Genomic DNA, 15,779 nt, shown 5'->3' with positions numbered 1-15,779 from the left:
GGTCGATCGCGTGGCCCACGACACAGTGCGCAGCCCATCGGTGTTGCGCAGCAGCACTTTTCTCCGTCTCTGGACCGCGACCACGGCGTCGGGCATCGCTACCTGGGCGCTGCCGTTCGTGCTCGGCCTGGCCGTGCTCTCACGGTCGATCACCGCTGTGGAGCTGGGCGTCCTGCTCGCCGCTCGCACCGCAGGGTTCCTCGCCGCCGTCCCGGTCAGCGGTGTCCTGGCCGACCGCTACGCACGCCGCCAGGTGGTCCTGTGGTCGGGCCTCACCTCCGCGCTCGCCGCGCCCGTCCTCGCCGCCTTCGTGGGCAACTCGCTGCCGTTCGCCGCCCTGGCGGCCGTGGCGATGGGAGCGGGCCAGGGCGCGTGCCGCCCGGCGTTCCAGGCGCTGACCGCGGAGGTGGTCGCGACCGACCAGCGGCAGCAGGCCAACGCCGCGATGACCCTGTCCGTGCGGGTGACGACGCTGGTCGCGCCGGGCCTGACCGCGTTGCTGGCGCTGGTCCTGAACACGCAGGTGCTGCTGCTCGGCATCGGCGCGTTGTGGCTGGTGGCGGCCCTCGTCCCGCCCGCGGGCACCGGCCTCACGGCACCGGGCGGCGGCGCGGGCTTCGTGGCGGACTTCTGGGAAGGTGTGCGCGAGGCGCGCAGGCACCCGTGGTTCCTGGCCGGGCTCGGCGCGCTGACTGCGGTGATCGCCACCGGCTACTCGGCGACCGGCGTGGTGCTCCCCCTGGTCAGCCGCGACCGCTACGACACCGAGGCCGTGCTGGCGGGCGCGTTGACCGCCTACACGCTGGGCGCGCTGGCGGGCGCGCTGCTCATCGCCCGCTGGCGGCCGCGTCACGCCGGGTGGACGGCGCTGTTCGGCCTCGCGCTGTACGGGTTCGCTCCGCTGAGCCTGCTGCTGCCGGTGCACCCGTTCGTGGTGATCGCCGCCTACGTCGTGGCGGGAGTGGGCATCGAGCTGTTCAACGTGCCGTGGTTCACCGCGACCCAGCGCGAGGTCGAACCCACCAGGCTCGCCCGCGTGTCCTCTTTGGACTTCCTGATGTCCTACGGCCTCGCCCCGGTCGGCCTCGCGCTCATCGCCCCGGCGATCTCGTCGTTCGGCGCGCCCGCCGTGCTGGCCGTCTGCGCGGTGATCTGCTTCGCCGCGCCGGCCCTGGCCGCGCTCGTGCCGTCGTCCCGCGACTTCGGTCCGCGGCGATGATCGTGCCCCGCCTGCAGGTCCTCGACCCCGCCGCCCGCAAGGTTTTGACGGGGACCGGCGCGGTGATCCTGACCGGCCTGCCGAACGACCCGAACTCGCTGCCGGTGGCCGCGTCCCTGCTGTTCGGCATTGCGCTGCGCGAGCTGTACCCGTTCCGCACCAGGCGATCCGTGGACGGCGAGATCGTCGGTCTGCACGCGGACAGCTTCGACGTCGTGGTCGACATCGCCGGAAAACCGGTGCGGCGCAGGCATCCCGACGAGGACTACGTGCTGGTGCTGCTCGCGTCCCAGGCACCGTACGGCGGTCAGTCGTTCGTGCTCGACGCGCACGAGTTCACGGACTCTCTCGACGCGGAGCTGAAGGACTTCCTGCGAGGGACGGACGTCGACCTCTACGGGCGCTGGGCGCAGACGCGCGGCCTACCCGCGACACCGCGGGTAGGCCGCCACATCGAGTTCACGCGCACCGGCAGGCGCATCACCCGCCGCACGGACGGGGTCGTGGCCCTGCACCGCGACCCCGCGGCCGAACGCGTCAACGAGATGCTCGCCCGCTTCGACGCGGAGGTCGAGCGGGCACAACGGGCGTTGCCGAGGCTCAGGCTGAACGAGGGCGAACTGCTGGTCCTCGACAACTACCGCTGCTGGCACGGCCGCGACGCGCACACCGGCGCGCGGACCGTGCACATCCAGACCGTGCGGACGGACGAGGCCTAGCTCGACGCCGCCTTCTGCAGCTCCTTGCGCAGCTGCTCCTTGCTCATGGTCGACGCGCCGGACACCCCGAGGTTCTTGGCCTGCGTCAGCAGCTCCTCGCGGGTGGCCTGGCCGGGCAGCTCACCGAGGTGGTCGGCCCGGCTGCGCGCGAACGCCTCCCCGAGCTCGTACCGGCGTTCCGCGCTGAGCCGCTTGCGCATGCCCGGCAGCACCGTTTTCTCCTCTTCCTCCACGTGGTGGGTGATGGAGTCGACGACGTCCTTCAACGCCTTCTCGTACTGCGGCGAGTCGTAGTCGGTGTCGAGCAGCTTGGCGAGCAGCTGCTCGGCCTCGGCGTGCTCCTCCTGGCTGTGCTCGACCTCGTCGTCACCGCCCGCGTCCTTGGCGACCGGGTAGACCTCGGCCTCCTCGGCGCGGCTGTGGGCGACGAGCAGGCCGCAGACGACCGGGGTCAGCAGCGGCCGTTTCTCCGGGTGGTTCTTCAGCTCGTCGAACAGGCGCTCCACCTCGCGGTGGTCCTGCATGATCAGGTCGACGACGTCGTACTGCATGGTGGTTCTCCTTCAGTTCGGGTTGTTCCTCGGATAGCGCGTGGTGATGGGCGCGATGCCACGCCGTCCGATTCGGCCGAGCGCGATGCCGAAAGCGCTGAACACCGCGATCGCGACGACCACGCTGACGACGATCGACAACGCCAGCGGGGCGCTGAGCAGGCCCGCCGCCGCACCGGCGATCACCCCGCCGACGAGTGCGTTGACGAGGTTCACCAGGCCGGCGACGCCGAGCGTGGTGCCGATCAGCCGTGGGCGTCTGGCCTTGCGCCAGCCGGTCTGACCGCCGTCCGCCTCGACCCCGAGCGTGTCGTCGTGCAGCTGGCGCACGAAGACATCACGGGTCGACGGTTCGAGCTCCGCGTACACGGCTCGGATGCGGTTGATCCCCAGGCCCGCCTGGACGTCCTCGATGGTCAGCTCCACCGTGCGGAACAGCGTGGCGAGGCCGATCAGGAAGAGCGCGGAGAAGAGGACGAGCATCAGCGTCAGCAACACCGTCAACGGCACGACCTGGGCGACGAATCCCAGGGCGATCATCGACGCGGAGATCGTCGTGAGCAGATGGCCCGCGCGGCCGGTCGCGTCGGTGATGGTCGCCGTGCGGATCATCTGCAGCGTGTTGTGCTCCATCGTGAGGATCGTCAGCGCCGAGGCCTTGTCCACGTCCTGCACGTCAGTGTCCGAGCGCGTTGGCGAGTTCTTTCTTCGTCATCGTCGAACGGCCCTTGATGTTCTTCTTCTTCGCCTCGTTGTAGAGCTGTTCCTTCGTGAGGCCCTTGGGGCGGTTCGTGCCCGACCGCTGGCCACCGCGCTTCTGCGGTGACATGTCCTCAATGGACGACTTGCTCGCCGTCTTGGACTCACCGGCCTGGGCGCGGTTCTTGTTGACCGTCCGGGCCGCGATCTCCTTGGCGCGCTTGGGCGACGCGCCGCGGTCCTGCGCGGAGTCCTTGATGTGCTCGTACTGGCGTTCACGTTTCGCGTTCGAACCCGCGGGCATCACGACCTCCTGACTCGATCCTGGTCGGCGAATACCCCGTTCAGAACGGTTCACACCTGGGTGACCGGGTAGCCGGGGGCATGGCGATCTCCTCCCGGCTCGACACCGCCCGAGTGCTGGCGGCGGTCCTGCTGCCCACGCTCGCCAAGGGCGTCGCCGTCCGACGGCCGGGCGTGATGGCGGTCGCCGAGAAGGTCCAGGCCGACACGAGAGCCATCGGCACGATGCGCAGGTTGCGCGATCGCTACGGCCCCGAGCCGGTGCGGCTGCGCGTCACCGGGCGCAGCGTCGCGATGCTGGTCGACCCCGCGGACGTCGGCAGGCTGCTCGCCGGGTCACCGGAGCCGTTCGCGCTCGCCACCGGGGAGAAGAAGGCCGCGCTCACCCACTTCCCGCCCCACGGCGTGCTGATGTCCGAAGGCCTCGAACGCGACCGGCTGCGCGAGCTCGGCGAACGCGCCCTGCGGCCGGAGAACCTGCCCGTCGAGGCGATCGTGCGCGACGAGGCCGACCTGCTCACCCGGCACGCCATGAGCACCGGCGAGCTGACGTGGGAGTCCTTCACCCAGGCCTGGTGGCGGATCGTGCGCAGGATCGTCCTCGGGGACGCCGCCCGCGGCGACGACCAGCTCACCGACGACCTGAAGGCGCTGCGGGAGAACGCCAACTGGGCCTACCTGCACCCCAAGCAGCGCGACCTGCGCGCACGCTTCCAAGAACGGCTCGACGAACACCTCGCCCGCCGTGAGAAGGGCAGCCTCGCCCAAACGGGTGATCTGTCCGGTCAGGTGCCGCACTGGCTGTTCGCGTTCGACGCGGCCGGCATCGTCACGTTGCGGGCGCTCGCCATCGGTGCGCGCGGCAGGAACGGCATCCTCGAGTCGGCGCGGCTGTGGCCGACCACGCCGGTGATCCTGCGCGAGAGCACGAAAGCTACCCTCTGGCACGGCACGTGGCTGCCCGAGAACACCGAGTTCGTGGTGTTCACACCGTTCTTCCACCGCGACCCGGACCGGCTGCCGTTCGCCGACCGGTACGCACCGGAGCTCTGGGACGGCCCGCGCGACCCGGCGATCGTGCCGTTCAGCGCTGGTCCCGGCGAGTGCCCCGGCCGCGACCTGGTGCTCGCCGTCGCCGCGACGATGCTGGACGCGCTGAGCGAGCACCTCTCGTTCCCCGTGCTCGGCGAGCCTCTGCCCGGAACGCTGAACCACTTCGGCATCCGCATGCCCGCGACCCCGACGGGTACTCGCGTCTCATGAACACCCCCCTCACCGCCGGACGGCGGATGACCGACGCGAAGTGGAGGCAGACCTGATGCGCGCCGTCGTGCTGAACTGCACCTTGAAGAAGTCGCCCGACCAGTCCAACACCGACCTGCTGGCCCAGGTGGTGATCGACGAGCTGACGAAGAAGGACGTCGAGGTGACCTCGTTCCGCCTGGCGGACCACGAGATCCCGCCGGGCGTCGTGACCGATCTCGGCGGCGGTGACGAGTGGCCGAACATCCACCGGTTGCTGCTCGACGCCGAGATCCTCGTGTTCGCCACACCGACGTGGGTGGGCCGGCCGTCCTCGCTCGCGCAACGGGCGCTGGAACGGATGGACGCCATGATCTCCGAGACCGACGACCAGGACCGGCCGGTGGCCTACAACCGGGTCGCGGGCGTGGTGGTGACCGGCAACGAGGACGGCGCGCACCACGTGATCAGCGAGATCTGCGGCGGTCTCGGCGACATCGGGTACACGATCCCCGGCCAGGCCTGGACGTACTGGAACCGCGGTCCCGGCCCTGGACCGAGCTACTCCGACACCGACGAGGGTCACGAGTGGTCGGAGAAGACCGGCCGCACGATGGCGGCCAACCTGCACGCCGTCGCCCTCGCCCTGGCGGAGCGCCCGATCCCGGCCTGAGCCAGCGCCACGAGCGCACCGATCGTCAAGCCGCCCAGGACGTCCGTGGGCCAGTGCACACGGGTCCTGAGGCGGCTGTAGGCGACGAGCAACACCAGTGGCATCACGAAGAACGCCGTCTCGCCTTCGGCCAGTGCGGCGGCCGTGCCGAACGCGGCGGCCGTCACCGCGTGCTTGGACGGGAACGACGACGACTCGGGATGTTCGGGCAACGCCCGCCGGGCGGGCAGGTCCGCGGCCAGAGGCCGGCGGCGAGGTGCGAACAGGCTCACGAGGTGCCCCAGCGGCATGGCGACCAGGGCCGCCATCAACGCGCGTTTCGCGGCCTTCTTCTTGCCGGCCAACGCCAGCACGCCCGCCACGGGCAGCCACAACACGCCACCCCTGGCGGTCAGACTGGCCGCGATGATCACCGGGTGGGGACGCCTCGTGGGCAGGAACTCACTGTCGTGCAGTACGTCCGCGTCGAACTCCGCCAACTCGTCACCTGTCATGCGGCTCAACCGCCCAGAGCCGGGCTGGCCGGAACCCCCTCGCCCTCACCCAGACCCTTCACGATCTCCCGGAGCGCCTCGTGCGCGTCGAACTTCGGCTCCCAGCCCAGTTTCGTCCTCGCGAGGGACGCGTCCAGCAGCGGCGACCTCAGGGCGAGGTCGACCCATCCGGGCGGGGTGGGTTGCAGGTGCAGTCCCCAGGTCGCGCTCGCCACCGACCGCATCAGCCTCGGCGGGACGGCGACGTGCCGGCCACCGAACACCTCCGCGAGTGCGCGGGGAGTGATGACGGGATCGGCCACGAGGTTGATCCCGCCGTGCGGCCGCTGGTCGAGGATCCGGGCCAGTGCGTCCGCGACGTCGTCGGCGTGCACGAACTGCAGCACCAGGTCGCGGGGCAACGGGATGACGGGGATCTTCCGCCGGAACAGGGCTTTCGGCACGAGCTTGCCGAGGAAGTAGTCGTGGATCTCGGACCCGGCGCCGGACTGCAGGATCAGGCCGGGCCGCGGCCGCGAGATGAGCAGGTCGGACTCGAACTTGTTGAGCATGTGCTCCACGGCGGCCTTGTGCCTGCTGTACAACGACGTCGTGACGCCGTCGACGGGCCACGACTCGTCGACCCGGCGGTCCTTGCTTCCAGGTGAGTACGCGCCGACGGACGACATGTGGACCAGGTGCGGCACACCGGCTTTCACCGCCGCGCCGAACACCTGGGCCGAACCCGCGACGTTCGTCCGGTACAGCCGCCGCTCGTCGCGGGCGGGCTGGATGAGCCAGGCGAGGTGCACCACGGCGTCGGCACCTTCGAACGCGGTCCGCAGCACCTCCTCGGCGCCCGCCCGGCCGATCTCGACAGGTGTCCACCGCACTCCGCGGAAGGGCGGCGCGTCGGCGGGCGGGCGTCGTGAGATGCCGTGCACCTCCACGTCCGCTTCCTCGGCAAGCCTGCGCAGCAACGCTGTTCCCACGTTGCCGCTCGCGCCGGTGACGACGACCTTGCGTCCGGGCATTGCTCCTCCGAGGTCTCGGTCAGTGCCCGGGGGTACCCCGTCAGGCGACGTCGAGAACCGTCTTCAGCCAGCCGTCCTCGCGCAGGTCGAACGACTTGTAGGCGTCGATCGCGGCGGTGGTCGCAGTTGCCCGTCCGCAGCGTCGGGTTCTTGTTCATCGCCTGGCCGATCGGGAACTGGTCGAACCCCGGCGGGTAGACGCCGATGGTGCCGGCCTTCGCGACCAGTTCGACGGCCTCGATCACGCGGTCCGGCCCGATCCCGCCGGTCAGGTCGCGCACCACCTCGACGGGGTCCTCGGCGTTGAAGTCGACGCTCTCGGCGTTCTGCGCCCGCGCGATGTCAGCCCGGACTCGATGCCGTCCACGACGATCACCCTTCCGGCGCCTTGCTTCCCGGTTGTCGCGATCGCCAGCTGCCCCACCACACCTGCTCCCAGCACGAGACCCGTGTCGCCGTCGCCGACCTCCGCGAGCTTCGCGCCCAACCACGCGGTCGGGAAGATGTCGGACACGAGGGCAGATCGCGCGGCGGGTGCCCCGGCTCGTGGTCTTCCCGTGAAGAGAGGCCGCAAACACGGACCCGACAGACGGGACGGGTGCGGCTGTGCATCGCCGTCAGGGACTGTCCGCGACAGCGCGACGCAACCACACCCGTGCCGAGGGGGCCGGGTCACCCTTCGAGACGTGAGACGAGCACTCCCCCGTGCCGGACGAACGCCTCGGGCAACCACGGCTGGTCGACCCTGCGGCCGTTCCACCGGGTCTCCTGGACGTGGACGCCCGGGGTGCCGGTGGCGATGACCGTGATGTTCTTCTCGGTGATCCGCGCCTTCGGGAACATCGGGCTGGACACGTGCAGCTCGGCGCTGCTGGGCGTGCGCGGGTAGAGGCCCAGGGCGGCGAAGACGTACCAGGCCGACATCGTGCCGAGGTCGTCGTTGCCGGGCAGGCCGGACGGGCCCGTCTTGTAGACGAGGCGGGCCATCGCGCGCACGGTCTCCTGGGTCTTGCGCGGCTGGCCGAGCTCGTTGTAGATCCACGGCGTGTGGATGCCCGGCTCGTTGGTCGGGTCGTACCGCAGCGCGTCGCCGCCCGTGGCCCACGAGCCGTCGGCGCGCTTGAAGAACGCGTCGAGCCTGGCCGCCGCGGCCTCGGGACCGCCCATCACCTCGGCGAGTCCCTGGACGTCGTGCGGCACCATCCACGTGTAGGTGGCGCTGCTGCCCTGCGCGAAGCCCTGGTCCGAGGCCGGGTTGAACGGCGTGACCCAGGTGCCGTCGGCCTTGCGGGCCTGCTGGTGGCCGGTGGCCGGGTTGAAGGTGTTGCGCCACCAGCCCGCGCGCTTCTCCATCTCCGCGTTCGGACGGCCGAGCTCGCGTCCCAGGTCCGCCAGTGCCTGGTCGGCGACCGAGTCCTCGAGCGTCTCGGCGGCGCCGCCCCAGCAGTGGCACGTGTCGTGCGGGGCGTAGCCGAGGCGCATGTACTCGGCGAGGTTCGGGCGCTGGCCCTCGCACTGGCCGGGACAGCCCTTGTCGGACAGGCCGTCCGGGTGCGGGACGGTGGCCTGGCGCAGCAGTGAGTCGTAGGCCGCGCGCACGTCGAAGTTCCTGGCCCCCATGGCGTACATGCCCGCGATGGCCGGGGCCGACGGGTCGCCGGTCATGACGTGCGTCGGGCCGGTGATGTGCACCCAGCGGTCCCAGACGCCGCCGTTGCGCCGCGAGATCTCCAGCAACGACTGGGCGTAGCCGCTCGCGACGTCCGGCGCCAGCAGGGCGAGGAGCTGGGTGTGGGCGCGGTACTGGTCCCAGCCGGAGAAGTTGCCGTAGCGGGTCGCCTGGCCGACGTCGCTGGTCACGTTGGGCTGCAGGAACGCGTGGTAGAGCGCGGTGTAGAAGATCGTCCGCTCGTCGGCGGTGCCACCGTCGACCTCGACCGCCCGCAGCTGCTTCGCCCAGGCCTTGCGGGCCTCCTTCGCGACGTCGTCCACGGTGGCGCGCTTCGGGATCTCCGTCGCGAGGTTGCGCTTGGCGGCGTCGAGGCTGGTGTAGGAGATGCCGACGCGCATCCGCACCGCACTGTCCTGGAAGGACACGTACCCGCCGGAACCCTTGCCCGCGCGGGCACTTCCCGTCAGGTAGCCCTCACCGCCGGAAGCAGAGGTCGTGCCGGGCCGCAGTTCGCTGTTGACCCACGTGCCGTAGGCCGCGATCGGGCGGTCGAACGACGCGGTGAAGTGCAGGCGGTAGTAGCTCTTCTGGTTGTTCGTGCCACCGTTGGCGCGCCGGCCGCAGAACGCGCCGGTGAGCACCGAGCCGGACACGCTGTTGGTCGCCGGGTCGATCGTGATGTCGGCGTCCTCGCTGCCGTTCAACGAGTTCGACGTGCGGAACAGCAGCGACCCGGTGACGGGGAACGTGAACTCGCCGACGCCCGCGCGGGTCGAGACGGAGAGGTCGGCCGTGGCACCGGACTTCAGGCCCACCCGGTAGCGGCCGGCCTCGGCCTTCTCGTCGGCGTGGGAGAAGTCGCTCGCGAAGATCTGGTCCTTGGTGTCCGCGGTCGGTGACGAGGTGATGTCCCCGACGTGCGGCATGATCGGGATGTCACCCGCGGCACCGGGATGACAGCCCGCGCCGTTGACGTGCGTGAGGCTGAACCCGCGCACCCTCGTGGCGTCGTAGGCGTAGCCGTTGGCAGCGCCCGTGTTCGTCTGGTCGCCGCGGGTCGACGTGGGGCTCCACGAGATCATCCCGAACGGCCGCACCGCGCCGGGGTAGGTGTTGCCGCCACCCGCCGAGCCGATCAGCGGGTCGACGAACCGGGTGTCGTCTCTCACCGCCGCACTCGCGGGAGTCGCCAGCGCGGCGGTGAGGACAGTGACCAGGAAGACCGGGAGCGCTCTCACGTCCCGGGACAGTAACCGGAACTCAGTAAACGCAGGGTGGCCGGTAACCGTCGATCTCGAGGCTCTGGAACTCCAGGTCGTTCTTCGTGTTGCCGACGAACACCAGGCCACGGGCGTCGTCGAGTGCGTCGGCGAGCGGGTAGGCAGGCTTGCCCAGGGCGGGCAGATGTGTCCAGTCCTTTGTCTTGAAGCTGAAGAACCGCTGCACCAGTCTGCCGCCGGTGGACGGGATCTTCGTGACCCACTTGTCGCCGCCGCTCCAGAACTCCGCGGGCCGGAGCTGGACGTAGAGGTCGTCGGTGGCGCGGTAGGTCATCCAGAAGCCGCGAGACTCGGACAGGTCCGCCTGGGCCTCGAACTTGTTCCCCAGCCACACGACCATGACAGCCCAGTCGTCGGCCAGGAACTTGATCTTCGCCGTGTGCCCGTGCCGTCCCTTGGGCACGAGGATGCTGCCGGTCGCGGGTTCCGTGGCACCTTCACCACTGGCGATCCACTGCTGCAACCGGTCGATGGACGGGGTGGCGCACTCGCGGCCGCGCGAGGCGTTCGCGACCGCCGTCGAGCTGAGCGTGAACAGCACCGCGCACGCGATCACCGCGACGCGGCCGAACGTCGATTTCAAGCGCATCTGGCGGACCGTAGCGGAAATTGGTTTAAACCATTTCCGTTCACGGTTGACAGCGTCTCACCCGGCTACCTGGACAGCGGATTGTGAGGCCCCCTCGCCAGGTTCACAGTGAGGGTCGTGCAGCCCGCCAGATGCATCGCATTCATAGGTGTCGTAACGGTTCTCGCCCTCCAGCTCACCACCCCGGCCACCGCCTCGACGGACTGCTCCCCCACCGTCGACGACCGGACGTTCGCCTCGGCCGCCGATCTCCGCGCCCTCAACGCCACCGTCGCCGGGTTCGGCGTCCGCGCGACCGGCAGCCCGAACCACGACCGCCTCATCTCCTGGCTGGAACGCCGTGCCGGCCGCCTGCCGGGCGTCTCCGTGCGGTCCGAGCCGTTCCGGATCACCCGCTGGCAGCCCGGTCCCGGTCTCCTGCTCTCGGACGGCGCCGTTCCGGTCGCCGGTGCGATCCCCTACTCCGCGCCGGGCCTGCGTTCGGGTGAACTGGTCCACCTGCCCGCCGGCACGCCGATCACCAGCGCGAACGCGCACGGCAAGGTCGTGCTGCGCGACTTCCCCGCGCTCGACCGCGGCTACCTCGCCGAACCGCTGCTGGACCGGGACATGGTCGACGCGGGCACGGCGGGTGCCGCCGGGGTCGTCGTCGCCTTCCTGTTCCCGCACGAGCAGGTGAAGGGCTACTGGGACCCGCACCTCGGCACCCACTACCGCGTGCCGGGCGTGTTCGTCGGCTCCGACGCGGCCTCGAAGCTCATCCCGGGCACGCGGACGACGATCGGCGTGCTGGCCGCGCGCGTCCCGGCCGTCACGCGGTCGCTGATCGCCACCCTGCCGGGGACGGGCAGCGAACGGATCGTCCTCGACACCAACACCGACGGAGTGGGCTGGGTGCAGGAGAACGGCACGATCGCGTTGCTGGCGCTGGCCGAGCACTTCGCCCGCCAGCCGTTGCGCTGCCGGCCGCGCACGATCGAGTTCGTCTTCGCGACCGGCCACCTGCACCGCCCGGCGGAGGGCAGCGAGTTCCGCGCCCGCGCCCTGGACGCCGAGTACGACTCGGGCTCCGTCGCGTTCGCGTTCGTGCTGGAACACCTGGGGACGCGCGAGTTCCTGCCTTCGGAGGGGTCGCTGCGCCCCACCGGGCTCGGTGAGCCGTCGGGCTGGTTCGCGGGCAGCCCGGCACTGGTGCGGAGCGCGTCGGCGGCGCTGGCCGGACGTGCGGTCGACCGCACGTTCGTCCTGCCGGGCAGCGACCCGCCGGTGCCGGGCCGCGTGCCGCCGCAGTGCTCGTTCGGCGGCATCGGCACGCACTTCCACTCGCACCTGGTCCCGACGATGGCGATGATCTCCGGGCCGTGGACGCTCTGGGCGCCGTCGTTCGGCGCGGAGGCCGTCGACCACGACCGCATGCGGCGCCAGGTGCTGGCCGCGGGTGACGCGATCACCGCGCTGGCCCCGGTGCCCCGTGCCGAGATCGCGGGGCCCTATCTCGGCATGAGGCAGGCCCGCGCGGCCGGTGCGCCGACCTGCTCGCACGACCTGCCGCCCGAGTGGGCGCCTAGATGGTGATCGACGCCTGGACGGCGAGGTGGTCGGTCGGGAACTGACCGTCTCGCTGGAAGGTGTTGATCGCAGCCGCCTCGACGGTCGCGCCGCGCGTGAGGATCCAGTCGATGCGCGGGCCGTCCGGGACGAGCGGCCCGAAGCCGTGGAACGTCCCGTACGCCGGGGTGGTCTGCGGGCCTGTGAGCCACGTGTCGGCCAGCGTGGACGTCAGGGCGGCGTACGCCGGTGAGCCGGGGACGTCGTTGAAGTCGCCGGTGAGGACGACCGGCAGGGTCTGCGCCTGGAGGCGGTCGCGGACGACCTCGGCGCCGCGCAGACGGGCGTTCGCCGACTCGTGGTCGAAGTGCGTGTTGACGGCCACGAACTGCTTGCCGGTCAGGCGGTCCGCGAACCGGACCCACGTGACCATCCGGACCACGTTGTTCCCCCACGACCGGGACCCCACGACCTTCGGCGTGTCGGAAAGCCACTCGTGGTCGAACTCCAGCGGTTCGAGGCGGTGGGTGTCGAAGAAGACGGCCATGAACTCGTCGTGGCTGCCTCCCAGCCGGCCGAGTCCGATCCAGTCGTAGTGGTCGGGCAGGTCGTGCGCGATGTCGCCGATCTGTCCGTACAGGCCTTCCTGCGTGCCGAGCAGGGCAGGCAGCTCCTGCAGCAGGAGCTGGGCCATCACCGGGCGTCTCACCGGCCAGGAGTTCGGCCCGGTGGCAGAGGCGTACCGCAGGTTGAGGGACATGACGCGCAGCGGCTCCATTCGGCCGATCATGACACAGGCCCCGGCCGAAGCCGGGGCCCGCGTCGGTTACGCGGGCGCGTAACCCGTCGGGGTGCTGGTGAAGCTGCCGCGACCCTGCGTGCGGCTGCGCAACCGGGTCACGTAGCCGAACATCTCGGCGATCGGCACGCTCGCCGTCACCACCGTCACGCCGGTCCTGGCCTCCGAACCGAGGATCCTGCCCCGGCGCGAGGCCAGATCACCCAGCACACCACCGAGGTACTCCTCCGGCACGGTCACCGTGACCTCGGCGATCGGTTCGAGCAACGTCATGGCGCCCGCCTTCAGCGCCTCGCGCAGCCCGAGCCGTCCCGCCGTGCGGAAGGCCATCTCCGACGAGTCCTTGACGTGCGTGGACCCGTCGGTGAGCGTCACCCGCAGCCCGACCACCGGGTGGCCGAGAGGTCCCTCGGCCAGCGCGTCCCGGCAGCCCTGCTCGACCGCGCGGACGAACTCCTGCGGCACGCGCCCGCCGGTGACGGCCGAGCGGAACTCGAAACCGCTCTCCAGCGGTTCGGTGTCGAGCACGACGTGCGCGAACTGTCCCTGACCTCCGTCCTGCTTCACGTGCCGGTAGATGAACCCCGTCACTCCTGTCCGCACGGTCTCGCGGTACGAGACGCGTGGCCGTCCCATGGTGAGCTCGATGCGGTGCAGCGTGCGCGCCTTCTCCACCGAGACCTCCAGGTGCAGCTCGCCCTGGCCCGACAGCACCGTCTGACCGGTCTCCTGGTCCGTCCCGAACCGCAGGGACGGGTCCTCGTCGACCAGGTGCGTCAGCGCCTCGGTGAGCCGGGCGTTGTCCGCGCTGCTCCGCGTCTCCACGGCCACGGACACGACCGGGTCGGCCGACACCGCGGGTTCCAGCAGCAGCGGAGCCGCCGGCGCGCACAGGGTCGTGCCCGTGCGAGCGGACTTCAGCCCCACCAGTGCCACGATGTCGCCCGCGACGGCCTGGTCGACCGGCGTGTGCCGATCGGCCTGGACGCGCAGGATCCGCCCGATGCGTTCGGTGCGGCCGCCCACCTGGACCGTCTCTCCCTTGTGGAGGGTGCCCGAGTAGACGCGGACGTACGCGAGCCGTCCGGTGGCAGTGGCGTTCACCTTGAACACCAGCGCCGAGAACGGTGCCTCCGGGTCCGGCTCCCGTTCCTGGCCGTCGAGACCTCGCACCGGCGGAACGTCCACAGGGGACGGCAGGTACGCGATCACCGCGTCCAGCAACGGTTCGACGCCGCGGTTGCGGTACGCCGAGCCGCACAGCACGACGGTTCCCCGGCCGCGCCGGGTCAGTTCCCTGAGCGCATCGGTCAGCGTCTGTTCGGAAAGACCTCCTTCGAAGAACTCCTCCATCGCCTCGGGGTGCAGCTCCGCCACCGCCTCCTCCAGGAGGCGGCGCCGTCGCAGTGCCTCTGCCAGCAGCGTTTCCGGCACGGGACCCGCGGTCATGCCGTCGTCCCAGACGAGCGCACGCATGCGCACCAGGTCGACGACACCCCGGAACCCGTCCTCCACGCCGATCGGCAGCTGCACGACCAGCGGCACGGTGTGCAGGCGCGTGCGGATCGACTCGACGACGAGGTCGAGGTCCGCGCCCGCCCGGTCGAGCTTGTTGACGAACGCGATCCGCGCGACGCCGTGCCGATCGGCCTGCCGCCACACGGACTCGCTCTGCGGCTCGACGCCGGCGACGCCGTCGAACACCGCGACGGCCCCGTCCAGCACGCGCAGGGACCGTTCGACCTCGTCGGCGAAGTCGACGTGGCCCGGCGTGTCGATGAGGTTGACGCGATGCCCGTCCCACGTGCAGGTCACGGCCGCGGCGAAGATGGTGATGCCGCGGTCGCGTTCCTGCGGGTCGAAGTCCGTGACGGTGGTGCCGTCGTGGACCTCGCCGCGCTTGTGGGTGCTGCCGGTGGCGAACAGCACGCGTTCGGTGAGGGTGGTCTTGCCCGCGTCGACGTGGGCGAGGATGCCGAGGTTGCGGACGGCGTTCAACGTGATGGCACGCATGACTTCTGCCTTTGGTGTCAAAGATTTACGGGGTCAGCGCGATGACCCGGCGAACTCCGCTCAGGGGTTCGTCAGACACTCCGGCGCCCGGCGCGCAGCAGGCGACCGGGGTGCGAGGACACGAGGATCACGTCGAAACGGGACGGGAGGACAACAGCGGCGGTACGCACGGCCGGTCCCCTCTCGTCTCGGTGATGATGATCGTGGAGTGTAGACACTTCCACGCCACCGCGGCACTGGTTTTCGCGGAACACCAATGCCACCTCGTTCGTTCACCGGTCATGCGCCTGTGTTTGCTCGGCGACTCGATCGCCGCCGGAGTGGGCAGCACGCGCCGCGAGGACACCCTCGGCCCGCTGCTCGCCGCACGACTCCGTTCGGCGGGACACCCCGTCGACCTGTCCGTGCACGCCTTCCCCGGAGCGCGTTCGGCCGACCTGGCCGGACAGGTCCGCAAGGCGGTGACGGCCGGAGCCGACGTCGCCGTGATCGTCATCGGCGCCAACGACCTCACCCGGTTCGTGCCCGCCGAGGTCGGCGCGCGGCAGCTGCACGACGCGGTCGCCGATCTGCGAGGGGCCGGCGCCGGAGTCGTCGTGAGCACCGCGCCGGACCTGAGCGTCGTGGCCCACGTGCCGCCCGCGCTGCGGGACGTCGTGTCGGCCGTGAGCCGGAACTACGCCCAGGTGCAGCAGCAGGCCGTGATCCGCGCGGGCGGCGTCGTCGCCCACGTCGAGCAGGCGGTCACCTCGCGGTTCGCCGCCGACCCGTCGCTCTTCGCCCCCGACCGGTTCCACCCGTCCGCCGCGGGGTACCGCGCGATCGCCGCCGCGCTCGCCCCCGCCGTCGAGGCCGTCGCCGCCCAGCACGAGCAATGGCCGCACCCACAGACCTGAGAAAGCCCACGCAGATTCCATGCCGTGCAGCCAAAGGACGTTGCACCGTTCGGCGCCTTTCGTTGCTCA

16 protein-coding genes are annotated in these 15,779 nt (G+C 70.9%); 6 read left to right on the top strand and 10 right to left on the bottom strand.

The genetic code is table 11. The features are described 5' to 3' along the window. Window positions 1–40 precede the first annotated feature (40 nt). Window positions 41–1,219 (top strand): MFS transporter, encoded by a 1,179-nt coding sequence (locus ACWF7A_RS08570; RefSeq protein WP_452250154.1) that lies wholly within the window; start codon window positions 41–43, stop codon window positions 1,217–1,219. Continuing rightward, window positions 1,216–1,938, top strand: a complete 723-nt coding sequence (locus ACWF7A_RS08565; RefSeq protein ID WP_452249803.1) for a TauD/TfdA family dioxygenase — start codon at window positions 1,216–1,218, stop codon at window positions 1,936–1,938. Before ACWF7A_RS08570 ends, ACWF7A_RS08565 begins: the two co-directional genes overlap by 4 nt. Here ACWF7A_RS08565 and ACWF7A_RS08560 read toward each other — a convergent pair. The 3 genes from ACWF7A_RS08560 to ACWF7A_RS08550 are packed head-to-tail and all read right to left on the bottom strand — an operon-like array spanning window position 1,935 to window position 3,492. Continuing rightward, entirely contained in the window at window positions 1,935–2,489 is a 555-nt protein-coding gene (locus ACWF7A_RS08560) for a hemerythrin domain-containing protein (RefSeq protein ID WP_452249802.1), read from the bottom strand. The two genes, ACWF7A_RS08565 and ACWF7A_RS08560, sit on opposite strands and share 4 nt — an antisense overlap. A gap of 12 nt (window positions 2,490–2,501) precedes the next feature. After that, the gene (locus ACWF7A_RS08555) at window positions 2,502–3,164 is read right to left on the bottom strand and encodes a hypothetical protein (protein ID WP_452249801.1); all 663 of its coding nucleotides are present in this window, start codon (window positions 3,162–3,164) and stop codon (window positions 2,502–2,504) included. A gap of 1 nt (window position 3,165) precedes the next feature. Next, entirely contained in the window at window positions 3,166–3,492 is a 327-nt protein-coding gene (locus ACWF7A_RS08550; RefSeq protein WP_452249800.1) for a plasmid stabilization protein, read from the bottom strand. An 80-nt stretch (window positions 3,493–3,572) separates the two neighbouring features. Between ACWF7A_RS08550 and ACWF7A_RS08545 the strand changes: the two genes are divergently transcribed. Next, window positions 3,573–4,754: a cytochrome P450 gene (locus ACWF7A_RS08545; RefSeq protein WP_452249799.1), complete on the top strand. Its 1,182-nt coding sequence runs from the start codon at window positions 3,573–3,575 to the stop codon at window positions 4,752–4,754. 40 nt (window positions 4,755–4,794) lie between these two features. After that, window positions 4,795–5,406: a flavodoxin family protein gene (locus tag ACWF7A_RS08540; RefSeq protein WP_452249798.1), complete on the top strand. Its 612-nt coding sequence runs from the start codon at window positions 4,795–4,797 to the stop codon at window positions 5,404–5,406. Here ACWF7A_RS08540 and ACWF7A_RS08535 read toward each other — a convergent pair. From ACWF7A_RS08535 to ACWF7A_RS08515, 5 genes are all read right to left on the bottom strand, one after another. Continuing rightward, entirely contained in the window at window positions 5,316–5,900 is a 585-nt protein-coding gene (locus ACWF7A_RS08535; protein ID WP_452249797.1) for a phosphatase PAP2 family protein, read from the bottom strand. The two genes, ACWF7A_RS08540 and ACWF7A_RS08535, sit on opposite strands and share 91 nt — an antisense overlap. Window positions 5,901–5,905: 5 nt before the next feature. Beyond that, window positions 5,906–6,913: an NAD-dependent epimerase/dehydratase family protein gene (locus tag ACWF7A_RS08530; RefSeq protein WP_452249796.1), complete on the bottom strand. Its 1,008-nt coding sequence runs from the start codon at window positions 6,911–6,913 to the stop codon at window positions 5,906–5,908. Between the two features lie 268 nt (window positions 6,914–7,181). Beyond that, window positions 7,182–7,427, bottom strand: coding sequence for a hypothetical protein (locus ACWF7A_RS08525; RefSeq protein ID WP_452249795.1), 246 nt, complete (start codon window positions 7,425–7,427; stop codon window positions 7,182–7,184). A gap of 158 nt (window positions 7,428–7,585) precedes the next feature. Continuing rightward, window positions 7,586–9,823: a GH92 family glycosyl hydrolase gene (locus tag ACWF7A_RS08520; RefSeq protein ID WP_452249794.1), complete on the bottom strand. Its 2,238-nt coding sequence runs from the start codon at window positions 9,821–9,823 to the stop codon at window positions 7,586–7,588. A 22-nt stretch (window positions 9,824–9,845) separates the two neighbouring features. Further along, the gene (locus tag ACWF7A_RS08515; RefSeq protein ID WP_452249793.1) at window positions 9,846–10,454 is read right to left on the bottom strand and encodes a hypothetical protein; all 609 of its coding nucleotides are present in this window, start codon (window positions 10,452–10,454) and stop codon (window positions 9,846–9,848) included. Window positions 10,455–10,571: 117 nt separating this feature from the next. Here ACWF7A_RS08515 and ACWF7A_RS08510 point away from each other — a divergent pair, with 117 nt between their 5' ends. Beyond that, window positions 10,572–12,029, top strand: a complete 1,458-nt coding sequence (locus tag ACWF7A_RS08510; protein ID WP_452249792.1) for a hypothetical protein — start codon at window positions 10,572–10,574, stop codon at window positions 12,027–12,029. Here ACWF7A_RS08510 and ACWF7A_RS08505 read toward each other — a convergent pair. Both ACWF7A_RS08505 and fusA read right to left on the bottom strand, forming a co-directional pair. Next, window positions 12,019–12,780 carry an endonuclease/exonuclease/phosphatase family protein gene (locus ACWF7A_RS08505; RefSeq protein ID WP_452249791.1) on the bottom strand — a complete coding sequence of 254 codons (762 nt, stop codon included), beginning with the start codon at window positions 12,778–12,780 and terminating at the stop codon, window positions 12,019–12,021. The genes ACWF7A_RS08510 and ACWF7A_RS08505 overlap by 11 nt on opposite strands. Window positions 12,781–12,828: 48 nt before the next feature. Next, window positions 12,829–14,814, bottom strand: coding sequence for an elongation factor G (gene fusA / locus ACWF7A_RS08500; protein WP_452249790.1), 1,986 nt, complete (start codon window positions 14,812–14,814; stop codon window positions 12,829–12,831). 281 nt (window positions 14,815–15,095) lie between these two features. On the opposite strand from fusA, the gene ACWF7A_RS08495 reads away from it, so the two are divergent. Then, window positions 15,096–15,710, top strand: a complete 615-nt coding sequence (locus ACWF7A_RS08495) for an SGNH/GDSL hydrolase family protein (protein ID WP_452249789.1) — start codon at window positions 15,096–15,098, stop codon at window positions 15,708–15,710. Window positions 15,711–15,779 lie beyond the last annotated feature (69 nt).

Source organism: Lentzea sp. NPDC055074 (genome assembly GCF_053608005.1).
The sequence above is the reverse complement of the archived record's forward strand: the minus strand, read 5'-3'. Positions and strand labels throughout refer to the sequence as shown.

Excerpts from the sequence above, each read along its gene's own strand:
- ACWF7A_RS08565 (WP_452249803.1), top strand. The coding sequence starts at position 1,216 with ATGATCGTGCCCCGCCTGCAGGTCCTCGACCCCGCCGCCCGCAAGGTT.
- ACWF7A_RS08560 (WP_452249802.1), bottom strand. The coding sequence starts at position 2,489 with ATGCAGTACGACGTCGTCGACCTGATCATGCAGGACCACCGCGAGGTG.
- ACWF7A_RS08550 (WP_452249800.1), bottom strand. The coding sequence starts at position 3,492 with ATGCCCGCGGGTTCGAACGCGAAACGTGAACGCCAGTACGAGCACATC.
- ACWF7A_RS08545 (WP_452249799.1), top strand. The coding sequence starts at position 3,573 with ATGGCGATCTCCTCCCGGCTCGACACCGCCCGAGTGCTGGCGGCGGTC.
- ACWF7A_RS08535 (WP_452249797.1), bottom strand. The coding sequence starts at position 5,900 with ATGACAGGTGACGAGTTGGCGGAGTTCGACGCGGACGTACTGCACGAC.
- ACWF7A_RS08530 (WP_452249796.1), bottom strand. The coding sequence starts at position 6,913 with ATGCCCGGACGCAAGGTCGTCGTCACCGGCGCGAGCGGCAACGTGGGA.
- ACWF7A_RS08515 (WP_452249793.1), bottom strand. The coding sequence starts at position 10,454 with ATGCGCTTGAAATCGACGTTCGGCCGCGTCGCGGTGATCGCGTGCGCG.
- ACWF7A_RS08505 (WP_452249791.1), bottom strand. The coding sequence starts at position 12,780 with ATGGAGCCGCTGCGCGTCATGTCCCTCAACCTGCGGTACGCCTCTGCC.
- fusA (WP_452249790.1), bottom strand. The coding sequence starts at position 14,814 with ATGCGTGCCATCACGTTGAACGCCGTCCGCAACCTCGGCATCCTCGCC.
- ACWF7A_RS08495 (WP_452249789.1), top strand. The coding sequence starts at position 15,096 with ATGCGCCTGTGTTTGCTCGGCGACTCGATCGCCGCCGGAGTGGGCAGC.